Genomic DNA, 25102 nt, shown 5'->3' with positions numbered 1-25102 from the left:
TTTTCTTGCCACGAATCCACGAATATTTTCAGAGGCAAAACCTCACAGGTTTTTAAAAACCTGTGAGGTCTATAAAAATTTTTACTTTCTAATTACTTTTACTTCTCCATCATTGCTCAGCTTGATAATAGCTGAAGGCTTAGGAGTCTTTATAGACTGTTGTAAATTTACCACATAGTCTACACCCTTTAAAATTTCGGGAGCAATTTGGGCAAAGGATTCAGGGGTGGGCTGGTTACTTAAATTTGCCGATGTAGAAACAAGGGGCCGCTTTAATTTCCGGATCAATTTCTGGCAAAAATCGTCCTTGGTAACCCGTATTCCTAAAGTATTATCCTTGCCCACCAGGTTTTCTGCTACTCTAATAGGTTTATCGTAGATGATCGTGGTAGGTTTAGCGGCATATTTTAGGATATCGTATGCTACTTCGGGTACTTCTTCAACAAACTGGTTCAGCATTTTAAAATCTGAAACCAGGCAGATAAGGGCCTTTTCTTCACTCCTTTTCTTTAAAGCATAGATCTTGTCTATGGCATCGGCATTGGTTGCATCACAGCCAATTCCCCATACCGTATCGGTAGGATATAAAATAATTCCGCCTCTTTTAAGAACGGCTAATGCGTTATTCAGTTCCTCTGTATAATCTACCATTGATCGCTGTTTTATATTCTTTCAGGGTTTTCTGCGCCATTATATCACTTGTAAAATGCTGCAACAGTTTTTCCCTGGAAATTTTTGCAAAGGTCGGGATTACCTGCGGATTAGCAATTAAAAACAACAGCTTTTCACCTATTCCCGTGTGATCATATGGTTTGCATAAGAACCCGTTCACCTCGTCTTCAATGACTTCAGCAATTCCGCCGACTTCGGTACTAATTACCGGCACATTATAGTAAAATGATTCATAGATCACCTGCGGAATACCTTCATTTTCTGAAGTCAGCAGCATCACGTCAAACTGTGGGATCAATGCAGAAGCCTCCGGAATATAATCTGTGAAGATCACATGCTTTTGAAGCTGAAATTCTTCTACCATCGCCAGTAAGGCTTCGGTCCTCCTGCTAAAACTTCCAATCTGGATGAAATAAAGATCTTTTTGCTGCTTCAGGTTCACCAGGTGATGTGCAGTGCGAATAAAGGTCTCCAGGTCTTTTGCTTCAATATGATTTCCAATATTCCCTACCAATTTTGCACCTTCAGGAATTTCATATTTATCTCTTATCCAAAAAGGGGATTTTTGACGCTTGTTGTCAAGACGGGTGCCGTGGTAAATTACTTCGAGGCGTTCCTGTCCAATTAGATTCTCTGAACTGATCCTGCGGGTAGCTTCTGAAACACAAAGGATCTTTTTGACCTTGGGATAATTATATTTAAAAAGGGTTTGGCGTCGGGGTCTTATGGGAAAAGATGTTTTTTTACTGAAAATGAATGGCGGCAGTTCCCCAAAATGGTCGGCCATCACTGCAAGGGTGAGCGCTGTGCTGTCGTGAATGTGAAGCAGGTCGAATTTTTCCTTTTTGCAGGTACGTGCCAGCTTCAGGACAAAACGCGGATCCATTTTGTTGGCCAGGGGGGCAGGTATTATCCTCGTTCCATTTTTTTTCAGGCGTTCGTGCAGCATGCCTTCAGCTACGCAAAAAACCGTGTTGGAAATCTCATTTTTCAGCTCATGACACAGGTTTTCCAGGTGGTTTTCACCACCGCCCCATTTTTCCGCAGCCGAAAGATGTAAGATCTTCACTTCAATTTTTTACGCCGGTAAAATTACTTTATAATTTTAAAACAGGGGAGGAAAGGAGGTATCCAAAAAGCCGTTATTTCAGTAAATTTTTATTGGGACTGTATACAAAATGGGTACTGCAAGGGAAAACCTTTACCTTTGTTTGTGAAGATTGATCTTTATGAAAGTATTACACGTTTCGGGCGCCCGCAGCTGGGGTGGTAATGAACAGCAGTTGATGTACCTAATTGATGAGCTGGAAAAGCTGGGGGTGGAACAGAAAATCTTTTGTTTTACCGGAACCCCTTTATTTGAAGAGGTGAAAAACCATCCCGTGGAAATCTTAGCCATGGAGTATAAAAAGCCTCATACTTCAGCATACAGGAAGTTCTTTAGGAATCTTGTGGAACAACATAAAATTGATGTTATTCACCTTCACACCAGTGATTCTGTTACAGGTTTTGTGGTCACGGACCTATTTAAAGTTATTGGAATTCCTACTGTTTTTGCTAAAAAAGGGGTAAGGGAAAAGAACAGCATCCTGAGCAAATACAAGTACAATTACCCCGCTATTGACCGGATCATAGTGATCTCTGAATATGTCAGAGAGAACTTCAAAAAGGTACTTAAAAGAAAGAATCACAGCAAAATGGTAACGGTTCATAATGGGATCAAACAAATTGACCGTGGAGAACCTGAATTTTCCATTAGAAAAAAACTTGGCTTGCAAGAGGAGCTTGTACTTTTTGGAAATATTGCAAACCATACCAGGGCAAAAGATCTAATGACTCTTGTTAAAGCTGTAGAAATTGTGGTAAAAAAAGGGGTTACTAATTTCCACCTGGTTCAAATGGGTTCACCTTCTAAACTGACCCCGGAATTTAAAAAGGCTGTTGAAGCTGCAGGAATTGGTCCATATTTTACCTTTTTAGGATTTGTAGCTAATGCGGTTTCTTTCATGCCACAGCTTGATGCTCTCGTTATAAGCTCAAAAAGAGAAGGAGGGCCATCTTCTTTAATGGAAGCCTTTTCTCAGAAAACGGCAGTGATCACAACTAGAGTGGGAGTTGTGGAGGAAGTTATTGAAAACGGGAGAAATGGATTTTTTGTAGAACCTGAAAATCCTGAGGCTCTAGCTCAAAAATTGATAGAATTTATCAGGAATCCGGAGCTTGAAAAGCAATTTGGTGATCTTTCTTTTGAAAAATACCGGAACGAATTTACTGCGGAACATTTGGGAAAAAAAACCCTCGATGTATATAAGGAATTAGTGACCTCAAAAAGAAACCTGGTTCATTAATATGAAGACAGCCTTACTACTTTCAACATATAACTGGCCCGAAGCACTGAGGTCTGTTTTGAACAGCATCATTATCCAATCCCGGCTTCCGGATGAGATCCTTATTGCCGATGATGGTTCGGGAGCCCAGACTAAAGCAGTTATTGAGGAATTCTCTAATAAAAGCAGGGTTGCGGTGAAGCATGTTTGGCAGGAGGATAAAGGCTTCCGTAAGTCGGCTATCTTAAATAAAGCTGTTGCAGGAACAAAAGCAGATTATATCATCCAAATCGATGGGGACTGCATTTTACATCCGCATTTTATTAAAGATCATCTGGCTCGTGCAGAAAAAGGAATTTTTCTTTTTGGCTCCAGGGTCAACATTAAACCTTCAGCAGTAAGCGAGGTGTTGGAAATGGATCAGGCAAAATTTTCTTTACTTTCCGAAGCTATTAAAAATAAATCCCGAAACCTGAGAATTCCATTGGTGCAAAGGTTTTATAAACCTACCTCCGGGTTTTCAGGGAAGACGAGAGGCTGTAATCTTTCTTACTGGCGTGAAGATTTTATTGCAGTAAATGGTTATGATGAAGTTATGGAAGGCTGGGGAAGGGAAGATTCAGAGTATGTAATAAGGCTTTTGAACTATGGCGTTAAAGGAAAAAGGCTTCGATATGGCGGAATTGTCTATCATATATTTCATCCTGAAAAGTCCAAAGAATTTTTGGAGCGTAATAACGAGATCCAGGAACGAACAATGAGAGAGAAGAAACTTCGCTGTGAAAAGGGGATTGATAAATATCTTGAGCAAGCATGAAATTAGTGATCTCAGAAAATTTCCGGAATTCAAAAGCAGAGATCCTCGATCTCATTGACAATTTTGATAAGAAAGGGGAGCAGCTGGGTAATGGAGTCCGCAACCGGATAAAATTGTTCGATCTCCAAGGAATGAGGGTCAATGTCAAAGCTTTTAAAGTACCGAATGCTGTTAATCGGGTAGTATACCGGTTTTTCAGAAAATCCAAGGCAGAAAGATCCTTTACCTATGCTCAAAGATTACTTGAGAAAGGAATAGGTACGCCGCGTCCTATTGCTTACCTGGAAGAGAAAAATCCTGTGACATTCGTCCACAGCTACTACATCAGCGAGCATTTAAGTTACGATCTTACTTACCGCGAACTGGTGCAGCAATCAGATTATCCTGACCATGAGAAGATCTTAAGGGCTTTTACCCGCTTTACCTGGAAACTTCACGAAAACGGAGTCGAATTTCTGGATCATTCTCCGGGTAATACCCTGATACGGCTGAATAAAGGAGATTACCAGTTCTTCCTTGTGGATCTAAACCGAATGAATTTTAAAAATCTTTCCCTTGAGGAAAGAATGAAGAATTTTTCACGGCTAACTCCCCAAAAAGATATGGTTAGAGTAATGGCATCTGAATATTCCAAACTCATTTCACAACCCGAGGAAAAGATCTTTGAGAAAATGTGGGGATATACAAAGGAATTCCAGAAGGATTTCCAAAAGAAAAAGGCGCTCAAGAAGAAAATAAAGTTTTGGAAAAAATAAGTTCCAAAAAACCTATTTTCCGGACCTCTTTCTGCGGAACATCCTGTTCATCTTACGCCTTCTAAGGAAAGGAAGTTTTCTTCTTGCGGGAACACCAAATTCTTTGATGTAATCTTTTACAGCCTTAACCATTCTTTCGGCGCTTCTTCCGTCATCGTAAGGGTGATATTCTTCAATGACCTCTTTGCGTTCTTCTTTAAAAGGATCCTGTTCCAGGTTTATTCTAACTTTTCTGGCCAGACCAACATATTCGTTCGCATTGTCCCAAACTTTAGTTTGAGAATTACTTTTAAAGGTGATCACCGGTTTATCCAGCAACAGGAATTCATAGACCACAGATGAGGTATCGCTGATCATAAGATCGGCCATTAGCAGGAACTTTACAATATTAGGTTCTTCTTCCAAAATAATGTTTGGAGCGTTGGCGGCGAGTTTCCGGTATTCTTCCACGACTTCGGGAGCCATGAGATCATGGAACTTTATCACGATAAGATAATTTTCTTCTTTTGCAAGTTCCCTAACTTCCTTCAGTAAATGTGGGGCAGAGGTAAGGGAAGGAGAAAAAGTAGGGGCATATAAAATCAGTTTTTCAGCCTTGTGTTCATTCAGTAAAGTTTTCTTTTCAGTCTCATATATCTGAAGATCCCTTGCATAAATGTCCAGCTTTGGCCATCCTGTTTCCACCACCTCGAAATTCCTGTGACGGCGTTTGAGCCTTCGGAATTTCCTAGTGAAATATGGTCCCTGGGTGAGATAGAGATCAAAATAGTGCCTTATTCTGAAATGTCCTTTTTTCTCTCCTGCCAGTCCATGGAAGATCTGCACTTTTACTCCCCTAAGATAATGTGGGACTTCATTGCCGGGGCAAAAGATCGCATCGCTTTGCCATGCAACCAGCTCCTCAATGTCACAGGTATGCGGCTCCTCCTTAAAAGGAAATTTACCTTTTAAATTTTCTGTAAGGAACCACAGGTATTCCTCCTTTTGCTCCTTGAGTTCCTGCATGATTGGCTCCAGAATACCGAAGGCATAAGGGTTCTGACAAAAAAGGATGAATTTCATGATCGAAAAATTTTATTTGCTACCTCCAGGTCTTCTTTAAAATCAACCTCCATACAGCGATATTGGGAAATATCTAAAGCTGTAACTTTCATACCGTCTTCCTGGATCGCAGTTTCTATTCCGCGTTCAAAATAGTCATTGTCGCCACATTTTTCCAGGTGCTCGATCAAAAGTTGCACATCTTTTTTGGCTATAAAATTAATGCCCACGGCTTCTCCGAGGCCATTCTTTACAGTTTTGGAAAGCTCTTCAATCGTCCCATTTTTGAGGGTGTATTTCACCTCTTCTTCGGCCACCCGGCTTGTGTTTACAGATACAAACGAATTTTTACGGGCTATTTCTTTTTTAAGAACATCAAAGATCGACGGTTCAAAGATCACGTCTCCATTAAGCCACAACACATCTTCATTCTGGTTTTTCTTTAAAGCTTTTAAAAGGCTTTTTGAGGTGTTTGTGGCGTCAAAAAACTGGTTGTAGATGTAAGTAAGATCGGGAAACCTTTCCATAATAAGATCTTTTTTAAACCCCACCACGATGGTAATATCATGTTCAGAAAAAGCATCTGAAAGACTTTCTACCTGTCTTTCCATAATCGTTCTTCCGTCTTTTAAGGGGGTAAGAGGCTTCGGAAATGGATTTCCAAGGCGGGAACCTATTCCTGCAGCCAGGATGATGATCTTCATAGATTATTTTTTATTTCTGAATTTGATTTTAAAAAAGTCTCCAGTTTAGCGAATATAAGGTTTGGAGTTAGGAGTTTATATAATTCCGGAGCTTTTTTTGTGATTTCCGAAACTGTAAGACCATCCAGTTCGGTGGGAGAGAAGTCGGCAAGATGTACAGAAACATTGGTGGTGCCATTCTCGTAAATGCTCCAGTTTTGCTTCTTGATCTGCGGAGAGAAAATAGCAAAAGTGGGTACATCCAAAGCTTTGGCCATATTTACTGCTCCACCTTCATTGCCTATTAAAGCATCGCAAAAAGAAGTGATGGCCATAAATTCCCTAAGGGAGGTTCCAAAAATGTCAAAAAAGATCTGCTTTTGTGTTTCTGGCTTACATAGATCATAAAGAGTTCCCGCTGCTTCCACTTGTTTGGGAATGTAATTGAATAACAACTGGGCGCCGGTTTTTTCCACAATGAAATCCAGCACCTGTGCCATGTAAGGTAAAGGATAGGTCTTAGCTTCTGAACTTCCCAGGATCCCGCACATGATAAGCGGTTCTTTCAAATCTATCCCGTCAGCCAATAGTCGTTGTTCAGCTTTCTCTTTTTCTTCGGAAGTAAGATAGATCTTAGGTTTGATCTCCACAGGGAAATCAGGGCTTATAGCCTGCAGGAGCTGCATGCGATTTTCAATGGCAAGTCCGGCGTTGGTCTCGCTTTTTTTCTTGTTTTTAAAGGTTTGAGTATAGGCTTTCCTGGTGTACCATTTGTCGTAGGAGATCCGCAATTTTGCATCGGAAAATCTGGTAATTAAGGCCGTATTAATTTTTGAGTAGACATCGATCACAATATCATATTTCTGCTTTTTTATACTCTTCAAAAACCGAAAAAAAGCGGCAGGTTTTTGATCTGCTATGGGATCAAAAAGAATGAGCTCATCTATAAACGGATTGTGTTCTACCACGGCTGCGGTATGGCGATGGATAAGATAATCCAACCGGGCGGCAGGATATTTTTTTCTTAAAGCTTCAAATAAGATAGAAGATGTCAACACATCTCCTATCATTTTTTGCTGAATCACCAGTACTTTCATAGCCCACTTTCCTTTACCCCAGGAAAATATTTTTAATTATTACACGGCAACATTATGTTCTCTCAAAGCGTCATTAAGAGAAGTTTTTTTATTGGTGCTTTCTTTTCTTTTCCCAATGATCAGAGCGCAAGGCACCTGATATTCGCCTGCAGGGAATTTTTTGGTGTAGCTTCCCGGGATCACTACAGAACGAGCGGGTACAATTCCTTTCATTTCTACAGGTTGGTCTCCCGTAACATCAATGATCTTTGTAGAGGCAGTCAATACCACATTAGCTCCAAGGACAGCTTCTTTTTCCACTTTTACGCCCTCTACTACAATACTGCGGGAACCAAGAAATGCATTGTCTTCTATGATTACCGGGGCTGCCTGTAAAGGTTCAAGGACGCCTCCTATTCCTACTCCTCCGCTAAGGTGCACGTTTTTGCCAATTTGAGCACAGCTTCCTACGGTAGCCCAGGTGTCAACCATGGTACCCTCATCTACATAAGCTCCAATATTCACATAACTCGGCATCATGATGACTCCGCTTGAGATATAGGCGCCATGCCTGGCCACTGCATTTGGCACCACCCGAATTCCTTTTTCCTTATATCCTGTCTTTAACGGGATCTTATCGTGGTATTCAAAGATCCCTGCTTCCAAAGTTTCCATTTTCTGGATAGGAAAGTAAAGAACTACAGCTTTTTTCACCCATTCATTCACCTGCCAGCCTTCATTTGTTGGTTCGGCTACCCTGAGTTTTCCGCTGTCAAGCAGGTCAATAACTTCCCTGATAGCCTTTGTAGTTTTATCTTCTTTTAAAAGTTCCCTGTTTTCCCAGGCATCTTCAATTATAATTTTTAATTCCTGCATTTCAGTTTCTGATTTTACTTCTGCTAAAAGGGCAAAGTTAAATGATGTGCTTTATTTTAAACAGGAAAAGTGAAGAAATAAGACCAATCCTGATTCCGCATGCATTCTTCCATACTTCTTGAAATTTAAAGATCAGCAAAAAATCATCGATCTGAAGAGTAGTTGGAGGTGGTAAATTTCAGGTTTCCATGATTAAAGCTATCTTTGCCAAAAATATTTCATGGCGAGAATTCTGGCATTAGATTACGGCAGCAAACGCACCGGAGTTGCGGTTACCGACGAGCTTCAAATGATAGCTTCGGGTTTGACCACAGTTCCAACTGCCAACCTGTTGACATTTCTCAGGAAATATTTTTCCGAAGAAAAAGTTGAGCTCGTCCTGCTGGGAGAGCCGAAGCAAATGGACAATACGGCTTCTCAAAGTGAGGTAGGCATTCAGGAATTTCTGAAAAAGTTTACGGAAGCCTTTCCCCAGATGAAACTGCTAAGAGTAGATGAAAGGTTCACCTCAAAAATGGCTTTTCAATCCATGATCGACAGCGGACTTAAAAAGAAACAGCGTCAAAATAAAGCCCTTGTGGATGAGATAAGCGCAACGATTATCCTGCAGAGCTATCTGTATAAATGATTAGGGTCTAAGGTTAAAGGATTAATTAATAAAATTGATAGATTAGGAGAAAGGATAATGGAAAGTGATCTTAAGAAACGCTCAAACAATTTTGCTCACAAATGTGTAAATCTCGCTCTTTCTTTTAAAAGAGGTGTTCTTGAAGATCATGTTCAAAAGCAATTAATTAGAGCCTCTACATCTGTAGCCGCAAATTACAGGGCTGCTAATTTGGGCCAGACCAAAAGATCTTTTATTTCAAAATTGAGTATTGTTATTGAAGAAGCAGACGAATGTATTTTTTGGATTGAATTTTTGGAAGAAGAGAAATTACTTCAACAAGGAAAATTTGAGGATATATTAAGGGAAGCCCGGGAGCTAACGGCAATTTTCGTTGCTTCAAGAAGGACTGCTGAAAAATCTCTTTTACGTTCAAGTGGGAAAAATGAGCAAGAGCAGCCTTAAAATTTAAAAGATTAAACATTAGACATTAAACGTTAAACATTGATATGGTTTTACCAATTACAGCATACGGAGACCCGGTACTAAGAAAGAAAGCAAAGGATATTGAACAGGATTATCCTAATCTAAAGGAGCTTATTCAGAATATGTGGGATACCATGTATGGAGCTTACGGAGTAGGTTTGGCGGCGCCGCAGGTGGGTCTGCCAATAAGGATCTTCCTTGTGGATACTTCTCCTTTTGCCGAAGATGAAGAATTGACAGAAAAAGAGAAGAAAGAACTGGAATCTCTCAAAAAGGTCTTTATTAATGCTACCATCCTGGAAGACATGGGAGACGAATGGGCATTTAATGAAGGCTGCCTAAGTATCCCTGACATAAGGGAGGATGTTTTTAGAAAACCTAAGATCAAAATTGAATATTTTGATGAGGATTTTAATAAACATACCGAAGAATATGATGGTTTGGCGGCACGGGTGATCCAGCACGAATATGATCATATTGAAGGAATTCTGTTTACCGATAAGCTTAGCAGCCTTAAAAAAAGACTGATAAAAGGAAAACTTGCCAACATCTCTAAAGGAAAGATCCAGGTAGATTACCGCATGAAGTTCCCTGAACTTAAAAAAGGCCGTTAATTATTTTTGTTTTCTAGGTGTTACACCTGATATTTGCCATCCAAAATTGAAAAAAATATGAAGTTAGATAAAGTGTTGTCGATTTCCGGAAAGCCGGGATTGTATGAACTTAAAGCTCAAACCAGAGGTGGTTTTGTAGCGGAATCTATGTTAGACGGAAAGAAGATCTCTGTTAACCTGCGCCACAATGTGAGCCTGCTTAGCGAGATCGCCATATATACTTATACCGAAGAAGTGCCTCTTAGAGAGGTTTTTCAGAAGATTTCTGAAAAGGAAAATGGGGGAGAGGCCATCAGCCACAAGGAATCTAAGGCTAAGCTGGAGGAATACTTCAGCGAAGTGTTACCAGATTATGATGAAGATCGTGTTTACGTGAGTGATATCAAAAAGATCTTTCAATGGTACAACCTGCTGGTGAGCAAAGGTTACACCGACTTTTCGAAGGCTGAAGATACGACTGTGGAAGAAGGAACTTCAGAAGAAGAAACCACCAGCAAAAAGCAACCGAAAGATTCCGGAGGCGAAGAAGAATAGTATTCACAATATCGAAACCAACTGATCTCAGTTGGTTTTTTGTTTTTAAATTACCCTTTTACAGAGACGCATGAATACAAGAGAAGAACAGCTAAAGGCATTTGACAGGTTACTAACCATTATGGATGAGTTGCGGGAGCAATGCCCCTGGGATCGAAAGCAAACGCTACAATCCCTGCGCCACCTTACCATCGAGGAAACTTATGAACTGGGTGATGCTATTCTTGATAACGATCTGCAGGAGGTGAAAAAGGAGTTGGGTGACTTACTGTTGCACATAGTTTTCTATTCTAAAATCGGAAGCGAGACTCAGGATTTCGATATTGCCGATGTCGCCAATGGCATTTCGGAAAAGCTGATTAGCCGGCATCCACATATCTATAGCGATACCAAAGTGGAGAATGAGGATGACGTAAAGCGCAATTGGGAGCAACTCAAATTGAAGGAAGGAAAAAAAAGTGTACTTGAAGGTGTACCAGCTTCACTTCCTGCCCTGGTGAAAGCCAGCCGAATTCAGGATAAGGTAGCGGGAGTAGGTTTTGATTGGGAGGAGCCACAACAGGTTTTTGAGAAACTTCAGGAAGAGCTGGAGGAATTGCAACACGAAGTTGACGGTAACAATCAGCAGAAAATTGAGGAGGAATTTGGGGATGTAATGTTCAGTATGATCAATTATGCTCGCTTCCTAAAAGTAAATCCCGAAGACGCCCTGGAAAGGACCAATAAGAAATTCATAAAAAGATTTCAATACCTTGAGGGAAAGGCAAAGGAGCTCGATAAAAGTTTAAAGGATATGACCCTGGCCGAAATGGATGTCTACTGGGAAGAAGCGAAAAAAATCTAGAAAACCAGCAACGGGGAGCCCGGAGTCGGAACTTTTTTAGTAGATCAAATTAAAGAAGCCTTCAAAAATAAGTTTTTTGAAGGCTTCTTTATGTAAGCAATGACTTTTATTGGTCGTATAGTGATTTTACCTTTTCCAGTTTTTCCTTCCAGATCTTTAGCTGCTCTTTATGATCGCGGATGTTCTTGTGAACATCCTGCACAAGTGGGTTCTTGTCATCCACATTGGAAAAGAACTGCAAATTGTTTTCCAGCTGGCGAATCTCTGCCTTGGTTTCCTCAATTTTTTTGGTAAGGAAATAATGCTCGTTATTCAGTTTTCGGGAATCGTCGGCATCTTCCAAAGCCTGCACCTTGTTCTCGTACTTGAGCATTTCGGTTTGCTTCTTGTCCATATCGAGTTTGTCAAAAGCATGGTCTAAAGCCCGGTTGAATTTTCCTTCAATATAGCGCTTGCTTTGAGGTACTCTACCCAGCTTTTTCCACTCCTCGATATAACTCTTAATCACCGGAAGATCTTTTTTACGATCCCCGGAGAGCTCCTGATTTTTCAATTTATCCAGAAGTTCCCGCTTTTGTTCAAAAGCTTCATTCTCTTCTTTATTTTCCTCATTTCTTGACGCGTGAAGCCGGTCGAAGTAATGGTTACAGGCAGCCTTGAACTTTTTCCAGATCTTATCGCTGTCCCTGCGCGGAACATGACCTATGTTCTTCCAGTCTGCCTGGATCTTTTTCATGATGGGAGTAGTAGCCTTAAAGTCTTCACTGTCCTTATGTTCTTCGGCCAGTTTTACCAACTCCTGCTTCTTCTCAAGATTATCGTACTGTTCCTTTTTCTGATTCTTGTAAAAAGCATTTTTATTGCGGTTAAAGGTTCTAACTGCTTCTTTAAATTTCTTCCAGGTTTCATCATTTACCTGCTTAGGCACCTTTCCTGCATTAAAAAAAGCTTCCCTCAGTGCTTCAACTTCGGTGATCTTTTGTTGCCACTGTTTATGTGAGGTGTAGCTTCCATCAGCAATCTCACGAATCCTGGCAATGATCTCCTGTTTTTTCTCCAGGTTCTTTTCAAATTCCTTTTCGAGCTGTTCAAAGTACTGCTGGCGTTTATCATGTATTTGCTTGGTAGCTTCACTGAATTTTTGCCAGATATCTTCGCGGTATTCTTTTTCTACCGGCCCAAGATCTTCTTTCCACATTTTGTGAAGCATTTGCAGCTCCCTAAAAGCGCGGTTTGTATCTGGTTCCTGGGTGAGTTCCTCTGCACGGGAAATGATCTTTAATTTTTGCTCCAGATTGTGTTTGAAGTCAAGATCCCTGAATTCCCTGTTGAGGTGTAGAAAGTCATAGAAATTTTCAACATGGTGGTGGTAAGTGTTCCAAACCGTGTTGTACTTATCCCGCGGAATTGGTCCTGCGGTTTTCCAGCGATCCTGCAGGTCTTTAAAATGTTTGTAAGTGGTATTGATGTTCTCTTCGACATCAAGCAGACCTTTAAGCTCTTCTATGATCTCCAGCCTTTTTTCCAGGTTCTTGTTTAGATCCTGTTTCAATTGCTGGTAATATTTATTGCGATTTTCCTTGTAGTCAAAATACAGGGAATTGAATTGCTTCTTTAGTGGAGTAGAGTAGTGGAAGTCGATGATATTCCCGCCTTCGGCAAGGAATTCTTCTTTTTTCTCCTCTACTTCCTCGTCAAACTTCGCATTGAATTCAACTTTTATTTCCTCTACGTGCTCTTTAATAGCCTGTACTTTCTCTTTCTTAAGAAGTTTTTCCAGTTCGGCTACAAGAGCTTCCTTGCTCATGGCGTGGTAATCTTTTTTCTCGATCCCATGTCGCTCGTGAGTAGTTTCATCCTCACTGTCTTCGGCAACCGCATCGTCCATTTCGCTCTGTGCATCCCTGGGTTTTGCCGGCTCAGAGGTTTCTTCTTCTTCCTGATCCTCTTCAAGATTTTCTTTTGGAGCAGGGGCGTCAAAAAATGGATTTTTTGGACCCTCTGAAGCATCTTCTTCTAAAGTTGAATCCTTAGCTTCATCTTCTTTTTGAGATGCTGTTTTTTCCTCGTCTTCCTCGTCGGTTTCCAGCGCTGCTTCGGGAGATGTTACTTTTTCGGCATCTTTTCTTTCTTCGGTGGCTTTGTTTTCGTCTACAATGGCGTCCGAAATATGATCCTTCTCCTCCTGTTCTTCGGAAGGTTTATTTTGAGTCACCGGCTTCTCTGGAGCGGGCGGCGTAGTTTCATTTTTCTGAGAAGCTGGTTTTTCCTCCACCTCATCATCACTCTCCAACGCAGCTTCAGGAGATTCTGCATCTCTCTTTTCTTCGGTTGCATTGGCCTCATCTACCATAGCATCGGCTATGGAATCCCTCTCTTCCATTTCTTCGGAAGTGTTTTCAGCTTGATTTTCTGTCTTTTCCGGGCGGGTATTCTGGTCCTGTGAGTGCAGGTTTTTTTCCTCGTTCTCCGGAAGATTTTTGTTTGACAGGTTTTCTTTCTCAGACATATCTTTCAATGTTAGGTTCGTCGTTACTTATTAATCCTGAAAGATAACAACTCCCCGCGTACCTAACAAAGGTTTCGGGCTATTTGTGAAGTGAAAAATGTCCTGAAAGCCTTAGCTGCGGTTCCAGATTTCCCAGGCTTTTTCGGCCTGAAGTTCCAGCATTTTCTGACCATTTAAAACAGTGGCACCTTGTTGTCGTGCTAACTGCATCAACCGGGTTTCCGGCGGATTATAAACCAGGTCAAAAACCAGATGCTGTTTACTTAAAAATTCTACCGGAATTGCCGGGATTTCTTCAGTTTTAGGAAAGGTACCTAAAGGGGTAGTGTTGATGATCGCAGTATATTCTTTCAAGAGCTCTGAGGAAATATGCTCGTATAAAATGGAATTTTCGGAAGGATTTCTCGAAACAAAAAGAGGGTTGATTTTTAGCTTTTTAAGCGCATAATGTACTGCCTTTGAAGCGCCGCCGGTGCCAAGGATGAGGGCGTTTTGATGATGTGGTTTCAGGAAAGGTTTAATTGCGCTTGTAAAACCTACGTAATCTGTATTAAACCCGGAGAGACTGCCGTTATTTTCAAATCTAATGGTATTTACCGCGCCTATGGTTGAAGCTTCAGGATCAAGGCGGTCTAAAAATGAAAAAATTTCCTCCTTATAAGGAATTGTGACATTTAGACCTTTAAGGTCAGGATGCTTCCGAAGCACCTCCGGAAATTCAGAAATATGCTGCAGGTCAAAATTCTCGTATACGGCTTCAATGCCTTCCGCAGCAAATTTTTGTGTAAAATAAGTTCTGGAGAAAGAGTAGGAGATATTCCTGCCAAGAAGTCCGAATCTACGCATCCTGTTTCTTACTTTTAAGTTCGGCCCAGGCCAGCCATAACACCAACAATGCTCCTGTAATGATTAAGAAAATGGCTATCCAGGTACTCAGCTCGTGGAATGACGGCAGGTACCTGTCGTAATTATCGATGATCCTGTTTCCGGTCTTATCGAATAGAAAAATACCTTCTTCATTCCGACGAAAAACTGCTTTTTTCCACGGCCAAACCACACCAAGCGAACCCGTTATAAAACCTATGATCACGGCAAAAGTGGCATTTTTATAATGCTTCAGGAGGTATCCCAAAATATGGGAAAGGCTAACCAGACCTGCCAGAGAACCTAAAGTAAAAACCAGAAGCACCTGTAAAAGACGTTTTCGCTCTTCATCCTGTGCGAATGAGAAATCCCAGGTAAAGACTTCAGCAATTGTAAGGTAAAGGGCATTGACCGAATCTACCAGGAGTAAAACATAATTCCCGAGTAAGATCAATATAAAGGAACCGGATAAACCCGGCAACGTCATCCCGGAAACACCTATGATGCCGCAAAAAAAGACGAACCATAAATTGTCGTTTTGAGCCGCAGGTTCTAAAAAGCTGATGCTTACCCCTGCAATAACGCCCAGCAGCATGAAACCAATATTCCGCCGGTTCCACTCTTCGAAATCTTTGCTGATATAATAGATGGAGCCAAGGATCATCCCAAAGAAAGCTGCCCAAACATAGAGTTCATAATGAGTGATGAGATAATCGAGCAGCAGGGAAACCGAAAAATAGCTTATCACCATCCCCAGGATAAGCAGCGATAAGAATTTGGCATTGGTGTAATACCAGAGACTGCGAAACCTGCCGTTAACGATGAGCTTAAGGGAATTTAGGTTGATGCGTTTTAGGGAAAAGATAAACTCTTCGTAAAAGCCCGCAACAAAAGCAACCATACCTCCCGATACTCCCGGAACTTTATTGGCGGCACCCATTAGGATACCTTTGATAACAAGAAATATTTTATCGGTTAGTGTTCGGGTTTGCTGCATTTTCCTGCACCGGTTTTTTCTCTGCGAGGCCCTCTAAGATAAGAATAACAAGAAACCCGGCAAGCATTAAAATAAAGGCCTGGTAGGTGTGCGGTTCTGCGTCAAAATTCCAGGGCAATACCGACTGATCCCTTATCACAATTGACTTGTCCCCGTATTGTGCGGTCTCAAGGGTTAGCTTCCATGGCCAGATCTTGTTGAGGGAACCGGCTATGAACCCGGTAAGGGTTGCAAGGGTGAGGGTGCTGTAGTTTACAAAAAGCCATTTGAGCAACCTCGAAAAAGAAAGCAAACCAAAAACAGCTCCCAGGGCAACTATACCAAGGGTTTTAATATCGAAATCATGGGCGGCTTCACTTACTGTCTTATAAGCTCCCAGCAGCACCAGAATAAAAGCACCAGAAATACCGGGAAGGATCATCGCGCAAATAGCTATTGCGCCGGCAAAGAACAGGAACAGTTCACTAGCCGCTGCCGCCATTGGAGGCAGGGAAGACAGGTAAAAAGCTATTGCGGCACCGATGAGCAAAAACAAAAATACATTGAAGGTCCATTTTGGGATCTGCTTTGCAACGTAATACACACTGGCCAATACCAATCCAAAGAAAAAGGCCCAGATAAGGATAGGATGATTTTCCAGCAGGTAATTTGCCAGTCTCATCACGGTAAAGATGCTTAAAAGAATACCCGATAAAAGCGCGACAATGAAATTGCCGTTAAGCTCCTGCCACATGGCTTTAAACCCGGCTTCTTTCCAGGTCCTTAGTAGGCCAATCTTTACCCCGCTTATGGTGTTGATCAACTCTTCGTAAATTCCTGAAATAAAGGCAATGGTGCCTCCCGACACTCCGGGAACCACATCTGCAGCTCCCATTGCCATTCCTTTAACCGAGATAATAAGGTAATCTTTAAAACTTCGTCGCATCGCCTGAATTTGAAAGGCGCAAAGTTAACAGAATTAACTACAGGATTTAAGGTGCAGGCTAATTTTGTCTTTTACAGATTTCCTGGCAAAGATCGATGGGAAAAGCTCTTCAATGATGATGTAGTATTCCGAATCCATCTTTAGGGCTGTATTAAGGTGGAAATTCCCTTTTTCAGGTTCATGTAACATGAAATAAAGCCCTGCAAGTCTGTATTCAACCTCAACAGATTCCGGGTAGAATTCTGTGGCCTGAAGCAGGTTTTGTACTGCCGCCTCAAATTCTCCAAGATCGATTAAAATATCACAGCGTTTGATCCAGGTTTCCAGCTCATAATTTCCAAGCTCAAGGCTTCTGCGGTAACCCCTTTCGGCTTCCTCCAGGCGCTGCAGCTTATTATTGATACGGGCATACCTTTTCCAGTACAACACATTCTCACCATCAATATTGATGGCTTTATTGATATAGTACAAAGCTTTCTGATAGTTCTTCTTCTTAAAAAAGAAATCTGTAATGGCGATCCAGCCTTTATCGAGCAAAGGATCTTCATGTACGGTTTGCCTGTAGTTCTTTAGTGCCAGTTCATCAAGACCGAGTTTTTCATAACACTTTCCAATTCTAAGGTAAGCGAAAGAAGTAGGATCGTCCAGATCCATAGTGATAGTGTAGTTCTCTATGGCCTCATTGTACCTGCCCAGTTTTTCCAGGACCTTTCCTTTTTCAAGATAAGCTCCTATAAAAGTATCGTCACTTATGATCGCGAAATCGAAAGATGAAAGTGCTTTTATATAATTTTTAAGATCAAAATATTGTTTTCCGAGCTGGTGCCAGCCTACTTCAGAATAAGGATTCCTGTCAAGGAAGGTGTTGAGGTAGTCAATAGCGCCTTGCTTTTGTTCCAGAAAATCAAAGCAGTACATGATGTTATATAAAGCCGAATAATCTTCTTCATCGGCTTCAAGACATTTCATGAAATTTTGCTTTGCATTTTCGAAATCTTCAAGGAACAGGTATTCCATCCCTAAAAGGGAATAGACATCGGCTTCATCATAGGTAAGCTCCAAAGCTGTTTCCAGCATTTGAATAGCTTCCTGATGCAGATCCTTTTTGGAAAGTATATTAGCTTTTTGAATATAGATCTCCTCATTGGAAGATTCCAGATCGTAAATTTCGTTCAGTATGTTTTCTGCCTGGTCCAGCTTATCTTCAAAGACAAGGATTTCTACCCGTAGCAACTTTAGGTTAACAGAGGTAGGGTGTTGAGAAAGTCCCAGCTTTACAGCTTTCTTGGCAAGGGCAATTTTTCCGTTCTCTAAATAATAATGAATAATGTTCTCAAATTCCTCGGAATCAAAAAACAATACATCATTCGTCTTCAGCATCGATTCAAAACGAGTAAGGGAGAAATTGTTTTCTTCGTTATGGCTCAATTGCATAAGCTATTTGTTACTGATTTCTACAGTATTAAAGTTATAAATGTTCTACAGCGACACCTGATTTGTCTAAAATTGTTGTTAACAAAGTAATCAACAATCAGCGTTTACTGCGTTAAATCATTCAATATGTCAATAATTATGCCGCAACCTTCTCTTATTTCTTCTTCGGAAATTGTCAGCGGAGGCGTGATCCTGACAGCTTTTCCTTCAAAAAGCAACCAGAACAGGATAAGGCCTTTATCCTGGGCTCTCAGCACCAATTCGTTTACAATTTCTTCGGAAGTTAAGATCGGAGCAAGCATTAATCCACGGCCACGCACCTCAGTTATTAACGGATGCACCAGCAATTCCCTGAAGAGTTTTTCCTTTTCAAGAGTTTTTTCTACCAGTTTTCCTTCAACCAGCTCTTTTAAAGTTGCTAATGCTGCCGAAGCTATCACGGGATTGCCACCAAAGGTGGTGATATGTCCCATCTTGGGATCGTGACTCAGCGTATCCATCATTTGTCCGGAAGCGGTAAAAGCACCTATTGGCATTCCTCCGCCCATTCCTTTGCCCATTACCACAACATCGGGCACCATGTCAAAATTCTGAAATCCAAATAATTTTCCCGTGCGCCCAAAGCCGGGTTGGATCTCGTCCAGGATAAGTAAGGCTCCAACTTCTTCACAGCGATCTTTTACCATTTTAAGATAATCATTCTGCGGCTGAATAAATCCAGCGCCGCCCTGGATGCTTTCCAAAATGACTCCTGCAGTATGTTCTGTGATCTGCTCCAAATCCTTCTCATTGTTGAATTCGATCCAGGAGACATCGGGAATTAAAGGGCGAAAGGGTTTTTGACGTTCTTCATAGGTCATCAAGCTCAGGGATCCCATAGTATTGCCGTGGTAGGCATTTTTGGCAGCGATAATTCCGGTGCGACCGGTATAGCGGCGCGCCAGTTTTAAGGCTCCTTCAATGGCCTCGGTACCCGAATTGGTTAAATAGGTCTTCTCAAGAGGAGCAGGTAAATATTTAGCAAGTCGCTTACATAATTCTACAGCAGGACCCTGTGCGTATTCCCCATAGACCATAACATGCAGATACCTATCTGCCTGCTCCTTTATGGCATTGACCACCCGGGGATGGCAATGACCCAGGGTACAGGCCGAAACTCCTGCAACGAAATCGAGGTGCCTACGGCCATCTGTGGAGTAAATGTATGAGCCTGAAGCATGTGAAACTTCCAGCGCCAGCGGATAAGGCGAAGTTTGCGCCTGATATTTTAGAAAATCCTCTTTCAAATGCTTACTTCTTTTTTTGTTGTGGGATCACAGCAGGGGAGACTGTATCCCCGCGTGTTTCAGGCCTCGGCTCGTTATTCCCCGGCTGTATAGTATCATTGGCAGGTAAGCTTTCCAGGAGCTCAGGTCCAATAAGAGGTTCGGGTTGGGCTATGCTGTCACGAACAGTATTTTCCTGAAGCCCGGGGATGGTGTCCCCGGCCCTTTCCTGCAGATCTTCAAGACGAAGTCTGGACTTTTCATTCAGCAAATGTTCATCTGACTCTCCATTTTCAAAAAAGCCTTCTTCCTCTTCTGGTAATGGAATTCCGCGAATAGGAGTGAGCTCATATTCCTCTTCTCCTGCAAAAAGATCTTCTATCGAATTCAGTTTTTCCTCTCCCCGCCAGTTGAAGCCTAAAAGCTCCCTGGCATTTGGAGGCAGGTCTTCTTCAGGATAAATAGTGCCTTCGACATTTTGAATATAATCAATCATCTCTACCTTCCTGTCCTCAAAAAAGATGCTTATAGAGCTTGAAAGGGTTTTGTTGATCCCAATAAGCTGCCCTGAATCATCCCGCATATAGTAGAGCGTTTCGGTATTTTTTACAAGGTCCACCTGCTTAAGCTCATTTTCCCTGAATTTCCCGTACATCTCTTTCCCCTTAAGCTGATTATAGCCGCCAAGGGAATCCTGCTGAATCATAAAAGCATTGTCGAAAACCTTGAGAGAATCCATTTCTTCTGTCTCCACATTGCTGATCAAATGAATGGTGTCTCCGGTTAGCTGATTGTTTTCTGACCAAACCACAGGGTTTCCAAGCATTTGCGTTAGACCGGTTCTTTCCCTTACGTGAATGGAATCGCTCTTCCCGCTCATGTTGCTCTTAAAAAGCCGCACATCATAAAAACCGCGGATCACCCGATCTTCAGGTTTACCCGTAACCATCAACGTGTCACTATGGATGTAGACGGAATCTTTTTCCTGAAGAGCTACCGCAACCGCTCTCCTGGTTATAAAAACCGAATCTTTGTCGCGGAAAACTTCGGCATAATGTCCTCTAATGACACTTTTGTTTACGGTGTCAGTAACTTTTATATTATTGGTCCCTGACGCAAAATTGGTATTCCGGTTGAAGTAAAGACTATCACCCTCTAAAATGCGGTTTTCATAGTCTATTCTGGAATTCTTTACAAAATAGCCGGTATCGCCACGGGTGTCGTAGAATCCGCGTTCGCAGTAAATTGTAGATGCCTCACTGGTAATCGTGGATGGACCATACATATAGGCGTGTCCATTTTCTGAATAGAAATCCAATTGGGTAGACTGCAAAACATAATCCGGGTTGGTGATCACTACTTCCGAAGCAAAGGAATATTTCTCCTGCTCCAGATAATATCGGCCAATGCGGCTTTTTAGAACGCTGGCAGTATCTCGTATGGTTCCGCCGCTGCGGTAGTAGGCCTGTTGTTTATTACGGTCAAAGAATAAGGTGTCGGTTTGCAGACTGGATTGGGGATTTCGCATAAATACCTTTCCGCTGGCAAAAGCGAACTGGGTATCTCCATTGTATTCGGCATATTGACTGGTCATGGTTATCGTGTCGCCCTGTTCCATACGCACGTTTCCATAGGCTTTAAAGAAATTTTCTTCGTCATACAGTATCGCCTGGTCACACCACACCTTGATCCCTTCATGGGTAAATACCACCTGGTTATCTACTTTGCTCAGAATAAAAGCGCCGGGGTAGCGCTCCTCATTCACAATGGTACGGTCGCTGTCATATTCTATTTGCCGCCCCTGTTGTGCAAAAACCGTAAAGCCGCACAGCAAAAGCAGTAAAAAAGTATGATAAGAGCGCGTGTTTTTCAATTGAAAAATTTTGTGTCAAAAGTAGTGAATTCCTGAAGACTTTATGCCAACGCATATTTTCGAACTGTCCATGATGTGAATATTATGCTGCCTGTTTTGAAGTACAGCAGTATTTGTGCTACAGGATTATTTCCCTAAGCTTTTTTGACAAAAAGAGGTTCGAATTATTCTTCAGCGTCTTCTTCGCAGCTTTTCTTGATGGTGTCTAACTGATCTTTACTGATCCAGCCCATTCTCAAAGCATGGCGGGCGACGGTAAATATGTCCCGCCAGAAGAAAATAAAGTTTTTTATAGAGAAAAGGTTTGGCTGAAACAAAATATTTAGAGGTACAGCCTGTTCCATCATAGCCCCAAATGTGGGAGTTTTGTGGGTATATCCCGGAAAAGGTGTAGAGAAATTCCCCAATTTTTAATCTTTAGTAATGCATAGAATGTTAAACTGAAGCCTTTTAAATTCTTGGTACGTGGATTGCTAAGTGTGGCAGGTGTCCTACTGGTAGTTAACACCGTTAGGACCAAAAACAAATAAGAATATAAAAGGAATGAAAAATAATAGCATAACAGCTCCAATTCAAATTAATAATTCCGCAGAGAAATCTGCTTCAAATGATCTTCAGAAAGAAAAACCGAGACACCTTAAAGGAATTCTTGTCAGAGCGCTAAGTTTGGCCCTGCTTTTTGGTGCCGCATACCTGGTCTATGTACTTCAGAATGACTTTAGCCGGTATAATTTATCCGGACTTGATTCCAACTGGGGAATAGCCATTTTGACGGTAACAGGTTCCCTGCTTCTTTTTAGAGCCGGATTCTTTTTCTATAACCTTTACCTGTATCTGAGGTATAAACCTATTGCTTCGGTAACAGATGCAGAGCTGCCAACAGTAACTGTAATCGTTCCTGCATATAATGAAGGAAAACAGGTGTGGGCAACTTTGATGAGCCTGGCGAAAAGTGACTATCCTGAAGGAAAACTGGAGTTACTGGCGATTGATGATGGGAGTAAGGATGATACCTGGGAATGGATGCAAAAAGCTAAGGAAGATCTTGGCGATCGCGTGAATATTTACCAGCAACCTCAGAACAAAGGAAAACGTCACGCGCTTTACCGCGGATTCCACCTGGGTACAGGAGAAGTTTTTGTGACTGTAGATAGTGATTCTGAAGTTAGTGCAGATACCTTACGAAACCTGGTAAGCCCGTTTGTTGTAAACGACAAATGTGGAGCAGTAGCAGGAAATATTCGTGTGCTAAACAATGGACAAAAAGCCTTGTTGCCCAAAATGCTCGATGTAAGTTTTGTTTTAAGCTTCGAATTCGTACGTTCTGCTGAAAGCAGCCTGGAATCGGTGCTTTGTACCCCTGGAGCTTTGGCGGCCTATAGGAGGGAAGCTGTTTTCGGTTGCCTGGATGAATGGATCAACCAAACTTTTATGGGGCGTCCCTCAGACATTGGAGAGGATCGTGCAATGACCAATATGATCCTTAAACAGGGATACCATGTGCTGTTCCAGAGAAATGCATTTGCCTATACCAATGTACCTGAAAAATACACCGGGCTATATAAAATGTTCATTAGATGGGGGAGAAGTAACGTACGGGAGAATATTGCCATGGCGAAATATGTATTCACCGATTTTCGTGAGGGTTCAAAAACAGGATCACGGGTCTTATTTCTCAATCAGGTGTTGAAACTATTGATGAGCTATCCCACCATTCTAATGATGATTTTCTTCATCTCTATGGATCCGGTATTGTTCCTGGCTTCAACACTTTTCAGCATCTTGATTTGGTCAAGTTTCCCTGTGCTGTTCTATGCTAAAAAGTATAAGTTATCTGAATCCTTCTGGGCGTATTCCTATAGTATCCTTTACACCTTTGGCCTGTTCTGGATCACGCCTTATGCTATCGCAACAGCGAGCAAAAGAGGTTGGCTTACCAGAGGATAATTATTAGTGGGCAGTGCTAAGTATTCAGTGCGCAGTTGCAGTGTTGGAAACGACAGACTGAGCTGAATTAAAAGCAAAAAAACAATCGGGATAAAACAATAAGACCTCACAGGTTTCTGAAACTTGTGAGGTCTTTATTATTTTAGAACGTAATCCGGTCCTGGTTCTTGTCTCCTTGTTCCTGACTCTGAAATTTACATTTCAATGGTCTGTAGCCTGTCCGGTCCTACAGAAACGATCTTGATTGGGATCTCCAGTTCTTTTTCGATATAGGTAATGTATTCCTTAAGCTCTTTCGGTAATTCGTCAGCCGAACTAAGTTTGGTAAGATCTTCCTTCCAGCCTTTAAAATGGGTGTAAACAGGGGTTACATTTTCAGCTTCAATATTATAAGGCAGGTGAGTGATCTCTTCTCCGCGATAGTTATAGGCTGTACAGATCTTTAGGGTTTCAAAACCGCTTAAAACGTCTGCCTTCATCATGATCAATTGGGTAACCCCACTAACCTGTACGGCATATTTTAATGCAACCATATCCAACCAGCCGCAACGACGGGGTCTTCCAGTGGTGGCACCAAATTCTTTCCCAATACGGCCCATTCTTTCTCCGTCCTCATCAAAAAGCTCTGTTGGAAAAGGTCCGCTACCCACACGGGTAGTGTAAGCCTTAAAGATTCCGAAAACCTCTTTGATTTGATTTGGTGCTACCCCTAAACCGGTGCAGGCACCTGCTGCCGTAGTATTTGAAGAGGTAACAAAAGGATAGGTTCCAAAATCGATATCCAGTAATGAACCCTGGGCGCCTTCAGCAAGAATGGATTTTCCGCTTTTTTGAGCCTGATAAAGATATTCCTCACTGTCAATGAACTGCAGTGATTTAAGGGTTTCTATAGCCTTAAAGAATTCTGCCTCGAGCTCTTCCAGATTATATTGAACATCCACATTATAGAAACTTATCATCGCTTCATGCTTGTCTGCAAGGGTACGGTATTTCTCTTTCCAGTCGCTTAGCTCCAGATCCCCCACTCTAATCCCGTTTCTCCCGGTCTTATCCATATAAGTAGGACCAATCCCCTTAAGGGTGGAGCCAATTTTAGCCTTGCCTTTTGAAGCCTCACTGGCAGCATCGAGCAGGCGATGTGTAGGTAGTATTAAATGTGCCTTCCTTGAAATTATTAATTTTTTTGAATAATCCACGCCGGACTTCGTGAGGTTGTCAAGTTCTCTCTTGAAGATCACAGGATCAATCACAACCCCGTTACCCACGAGGTTTACTGCGTTTTCATGAAAAATTCCCGAAGGAATCGTGTGAAGCACATGCTTTTTGCCGTCAAATTCTAAGGTGTGACCGGCATTTGGGCCTCCCTGGAAGCGGGCGATGATGTCATATTGTTTGGTAAATACATCTACAATCTTTCCTTTTCCTTCATCTCCCCATTGTAATCCAAGAAGTAAGTCTACTGCCATAAAAATTCAGGTTATTCGGTTGTTTTTTTGTTTCCGTAAAAATAGAGGGAATGGGTGCTGATCTCAATGTCAAACACCTCTTCAATAGTTTGTTTAATGGACTGGATCCTGGGATCACAGAATTCAATGACTTCTCCCGTATCTGTAAGAATGATATGGTCATGGTTGCGGTCAAAATAAGATTTCTCGTACTGTGCCTGATTATTTCCAAACTGGTGCTTTCTCACCAGCCCGCATTCCAAAAGAAGCTCAATGGTATTGTATAAAGTCGCCCGGCTTACTCTATACTTTTTGTTTTTCATTTTGATGTAAAGAGATTCTATATCAAAATGTTCTTCACTGTTGTATATCTCCTGCAGGATGGCAAAACGCTCGGGTGTTTTGCGGTGTCCTTTTTCTTCCAGGTATTTTGTAAAGACATTCTTTACAATGGCCTGGTCATTTTTATTGACTACTTTCTTGCTCATGATATGGGTGCAAAGGTATAAGA

At 41.7% G+C, this 25102-nt stretch carries 25 protein-coding genes; 9 read left to right on the top strand and 16 right to left on the bottom strand.

The window, feature by feature from the left end; translation table 11 throughout:
* Window positions 1-81: 81 nt before the first annotated feature.
* Both CRO16_RS14350 and CRO16_RS14345 read right to left on the bottom strand, forming a co-directional pair.
* Window positions 82-651 (bottom strand): L-threonylcarbamoyladenylate synthase, encoded by a 570-nt coding sequence (locus tag CRO16_RS14350; RefSeq protein WP_097057081.1) that lies wholly within the window; start codon window positions 649-651, stop codon window positions 82-84.
* On the bottom strand, window positions 623-1741 hold the full coding sequence (locus tag CRO16_RS14345; protein WP_097057080.1) for a glycosyltransferase family 4 protein: 1119 nt from the start codon (window positions 1739-1741) through the stop codon (window positions 623-625). The genes CRO16_RS14350 and CRO16_RS14345 overlap by 29 nt, the downstream gene beginning before the upstream one ends.
* 160 nt (window positions 1742-1901) lie before the next feature.
* Between CRO16_RS14345 and CRO16_RS14340 the strand changes: the two genes are divergently transcribed.
* Genes CRO16_RS14340 through CRO16_RS14330 form a run of 3 tightly spaced genes read left to right on the top strand, consistent with a single transcriptional unit; the run spans window position 1902 to window position 4571 of the window.
* Complete coding sequence (locus CRO16_RS14340) at window positions 1902-3020, top strand: glycosyltransferase family 4 protein (RefSeq protein WP_097057079.1); 1119 nt, start codon at window positions 1902-1904, stop codon at window positions 3018-3020.
* Between the two features lies 1 nt (window position 3021).
* The gene (locus tag CRO16_RS14335; protein WP_097057078.1) at window positions 3022-3816 is read left to right on the top strand and encodes a glycosyltransferase family 2 protein; all 795 of its coding nucleotides are present in this window, start codon (window positions 3022-3024) and stop codon (window positions 3814-3816) included.
* Complete coding sequence (locus CRO16_RS14330; RefSeq protein ID WP_097057077.1) at window positions 3813-4571, top strand: lipopolysaccharide kinase InaA family protein; 759 nt, start codon at window positions 3813-3815, stop codon at window positions 4569-4571. Before CRO16_RS14335 ends, CRO16_RS14330 begins: the two co-directional genes overlap by 4 nt.
* Window positions 4572-4583: 12 nt before the next feature.
* On the opposite strand, the gene CRO16_RS14325 is transcribed toward CRO16_RS14330, so the two are convergent.
* The 4 genes from CRO16_RS14325 to CRO16_RS14310 are packed head-to-tail and all read right to left on the bottom strand — an operon-like array spanning window position 4584 to window position 8247.
* On the bottom strand, window positions 4584-5633 hold the full coding sequence (locus CRO16_RS14325) for a CDP-glycerol glycerophosphotransferase family protein (RefSeq protein WP_097057076.1): 1050 nt from the start codon (window positions 5631-5633) through the stop codon (window positions 4584-4586).
* A complete protein-coding gene (locus CRO16_RS14320; protein ID WP_097057075.1) occupies window positions 5630-6316 on the bottom strand; it encodes a phosphocholine cytidylyltransferase family protein in 687 nt (228 codons plus the stop codon). The genes CRO16_RS14325 and CRO16_RS14320 overlap by 4 nt, the downstream gene beginning before the upstream one ends.
* Window positions 6313-7392 carry a glycosyltransferase family 9 protein gene (locus CRO16_RS14315; protein ID WP_097057074.1) on the bottom strand — a complete coding sequence of 360 codons (1080 nt, stop codon included), beginning with the start codon at window positions 7390-7392 and terminating at the stop codon, window positions 6313-6315. Before CRO16_RS14315 ends, CRO16_RS14320 begins: the two co-directional genes overlap by 4 nt.
* 39 nt (window positions 7393-7431) lie before the next feature.
* Window positions 7432-8247, bottom strand: coding sequence for a 2,3,4,5-tetrahydropyridine-2,6-dicarboxylate N-succinyltransferase (locus CRO16_RS14310; protein ID WP_097057073.1), 816 nt, complete (start codon window positions 8245-8247; stop codon window positions 7432-7434).
* Window positions 8248-8467: 220 nt separating this feature from the next.
* Between CRO16_RS14310 and ruvX the strand changes: the two genes are divergently transcribed.
* From ruvX to mazG, 5 genes are all read left to right on the top strand, one after another.
* Complete coding sequence (ruvX, locus tag CRO16_RS14305; RefSeq protein WP_097057072.1) at window positions 8468-8875, top strand: Holliday junction resolvase RuvX; 408 nt, start codon at window positions 8468-8470, stop codon at window positions 8873-8875.
* Between the two features lie 57 nt (window positions 8876-8932).
* Window positions 8933-9319 carry a four helix bundle protein gene (locus CRO16_RS14300; protein WP_097057071.1) on the top strand — a complete coding sequence of 129 codons (387 nt, stop codon included), beginning with the start codon at window positions 8933-8935 and terminating at the stop codon, window positions 9317-9319.
* A gap of 44 nt (window positions 9320-9363) precedes the next feature.
* Window positions 9364-9954, top strand: a complete 591-nt coding sequence (gene def, locus CRO16_RS14295) for a peptide deformylase (protein WP_097057070.1) — start codon at window positions 9364-9366, stop codon at window positions 9952-9954.
* 57 nt (window positions 9955-10011) lie between these two features.
* The gene (locus CRO16_RS14290) at window positions 10012-10488 is read left to right on the top strand and encodes a DUF5606 family protein (protein WP_097057069.1); all 477 of its coding nucleotides are present in this window, start codon (window positions 10012-10014) and stop codon (window positions 10486-10488) included.
* A gap of 70 nt (window positions 10489-10558) precedes the next feature.
* Window positions 10559-11332 (top strand): nucleoside triphosphate pyrophosphohydrolase, encoded by a 774-nt coding sequence (gene mazG, locus CRO16_RS14285; protein WP_097057068.1) that lies wholly within the window; start codon window positions 10559-10561, stop codon window positions 11330-11332.
* A gap of 106 nt (window positions 11333-11438) precedes the next feature.
* Here the strand turns inward: mazG and CRO16_RS14280 are convergent, their stop codons facing one another.
* The 8 genes from CRO16_RS14280 to CRO16_RS14245 form a co-directional block, all read right to left on the bottom strand.
* A complete protein-coding gene (locus CRO16_RS14280) occupies window positions 11439-13841 on the bottom strand; it encodes a DUF349 domain-containing protein (protein ID WP_097057067.1) in 2403 nt (800 codons plus the stop codon).
* A 111-nt stretch (window positions 13842-13952) separates the two neighbouring features.
* Window positions 13953-14687 (bottom strand): shikimate dehydrogenase family protein, encoded by a 735-nt coding sequence (locus CRO16_RS14275; RefSeq protein ID WP_097057066.1) that lies wholly within the window; start codon window positions 14685-14687, stop codon window positions 13953-13955.
* Window positions 14680-15702: a DUF368 domain-containing protein gene (locus tag CRO16_RS14270; RefSeq protein ID WP_097057065.1), complete on the bottom strand. Its 1023-nt coding sequence runs from the start codon at window positions 15700-15702 to the stop codon at window positions 14680-14682. Before CRO16_RS14270 ends, CRO16_RS14275 begins: the two co-directional genes overlap by 8 nt.
* Window positions 15674-16627 carry a DUF368 domain-containing protein gene (locus CRO16_RS14265; protein WP_097057064.1) on the bottom strand — a complete coding sequence of 318 codons (954 nt, stop codon included), beginning with the start codon at window positions 16625-16627 and terminating at the stop codon, window positions 15674-15676. The genes CRO16_RS14270 and CRO16_RS14265 overlap by 29 nt, the downstream gene beginning before the upstream one ends.
* A gap of 33 nt (window positions 16628-16660) precedes the next feature.
* Complete coding sequence (locus CRO16_RS14260; protein ID WP_097057063.1) at window positions 16661-18061, bottom strand: tetratricopeptide repeat protein; 1401 nt, start codon at window positions 18059-18061, stop codon at window positions 16661-16663.
* Between the two features lie 104 nt (window positions 18062-18165).
* Complete coding sequence (locus CRO16_RS14255) at window positions 18166-19347, bottom strand: aspartate aminotransferase family protein (RefSeq protein ID WP_097057062.1); 1182 nt, start codon at window positions 19345-19347, stop codon at window positions 18166-18168.
* A gap of 4 nt (window positions 19348-19351) precedes the next feature.
* Window positions 19352-21199, bottom strand: coding sequence for an OstA-like protein (locus CRO16_RS14250; protein ID WP_097057061.1), 1848 nt, complete (start codon window positions 21197-21199; stop codon window positions 19352-19354).
* Between the two features lie 164 nt (window positions 21200-21363).
* Entirely contained in the window at window positions 21364-21606 is a 243-nt protein-coding gene (locus CRO16_RS14245) for a hypothetical protein (RefSeq protein WP_143544553.1), read from the bottom strand.
* A 136-nt stretch (window positions 21607-21742) separates the two neighbouring features.
* Between CRO16_RS14245 and CRO16_RS14240 the strand changes: the two genes are divergently transcribed.
* Complete coding sequence (locus CRO16_RS14240) at window positions 21743-23146, top strand: glycosyltransferase (protein WP_097057059.1); 1404 nt, start codon at window positions 21743-21745, stop codon at window positions 23144-23146.
* A gap of 194 nt (window positions 23147-23340) precedes the next feature.
* Here the strand turns inward: CRO16_RS14240 and CRO16_RS14235 are convergent, their stop codons facing one another.
* Together CRO16_RS14235 and CRO16_RS14230 are read right to left on the bottom strand one after the other, a co-directional pair.
* Window positions 23341-24612, bottom strand: coding sequence for an adenylosuccinate synthase (locus CRO16_RS14235; RefSeq protein ID WP_097057058.1), 1272 nt, complete (start codon window positions 24610-24612; stop codon window positions 23341-23343).
* An 11-nt stretch (window positions 24613-24623) separates the two neighbouring features.
* Window positions 24624-25079: a Fur family transcriptional regulator gene (locus CRO16_RS14230; protein WP_097057057.1), complete on the bottom strand. Its 456-nt coding sequence runs from the start codon at window positions 25077-25079 to the stop codon at window positions 24624-24626.
* Between the last annotated feature and the right edge of the window lie 23 nt (window positions 25080-25102).

It is taken from the genome of Salinimicrobium sediminis (genome assembly GCF_900215295.1).
GTDB classification, from domain to species: Bacteria; Bacteroidota; Bacteroidia; order Flavobacteriales; family Flavobacteriaceae; genus Salinimicrobium; species Salinimicrobium sediminis.
The sequence above is the reverse complement of the archived record's forward strand: the minus strand, read 5'-3'. Positions and strand labels throughout refer to the sequence as shown.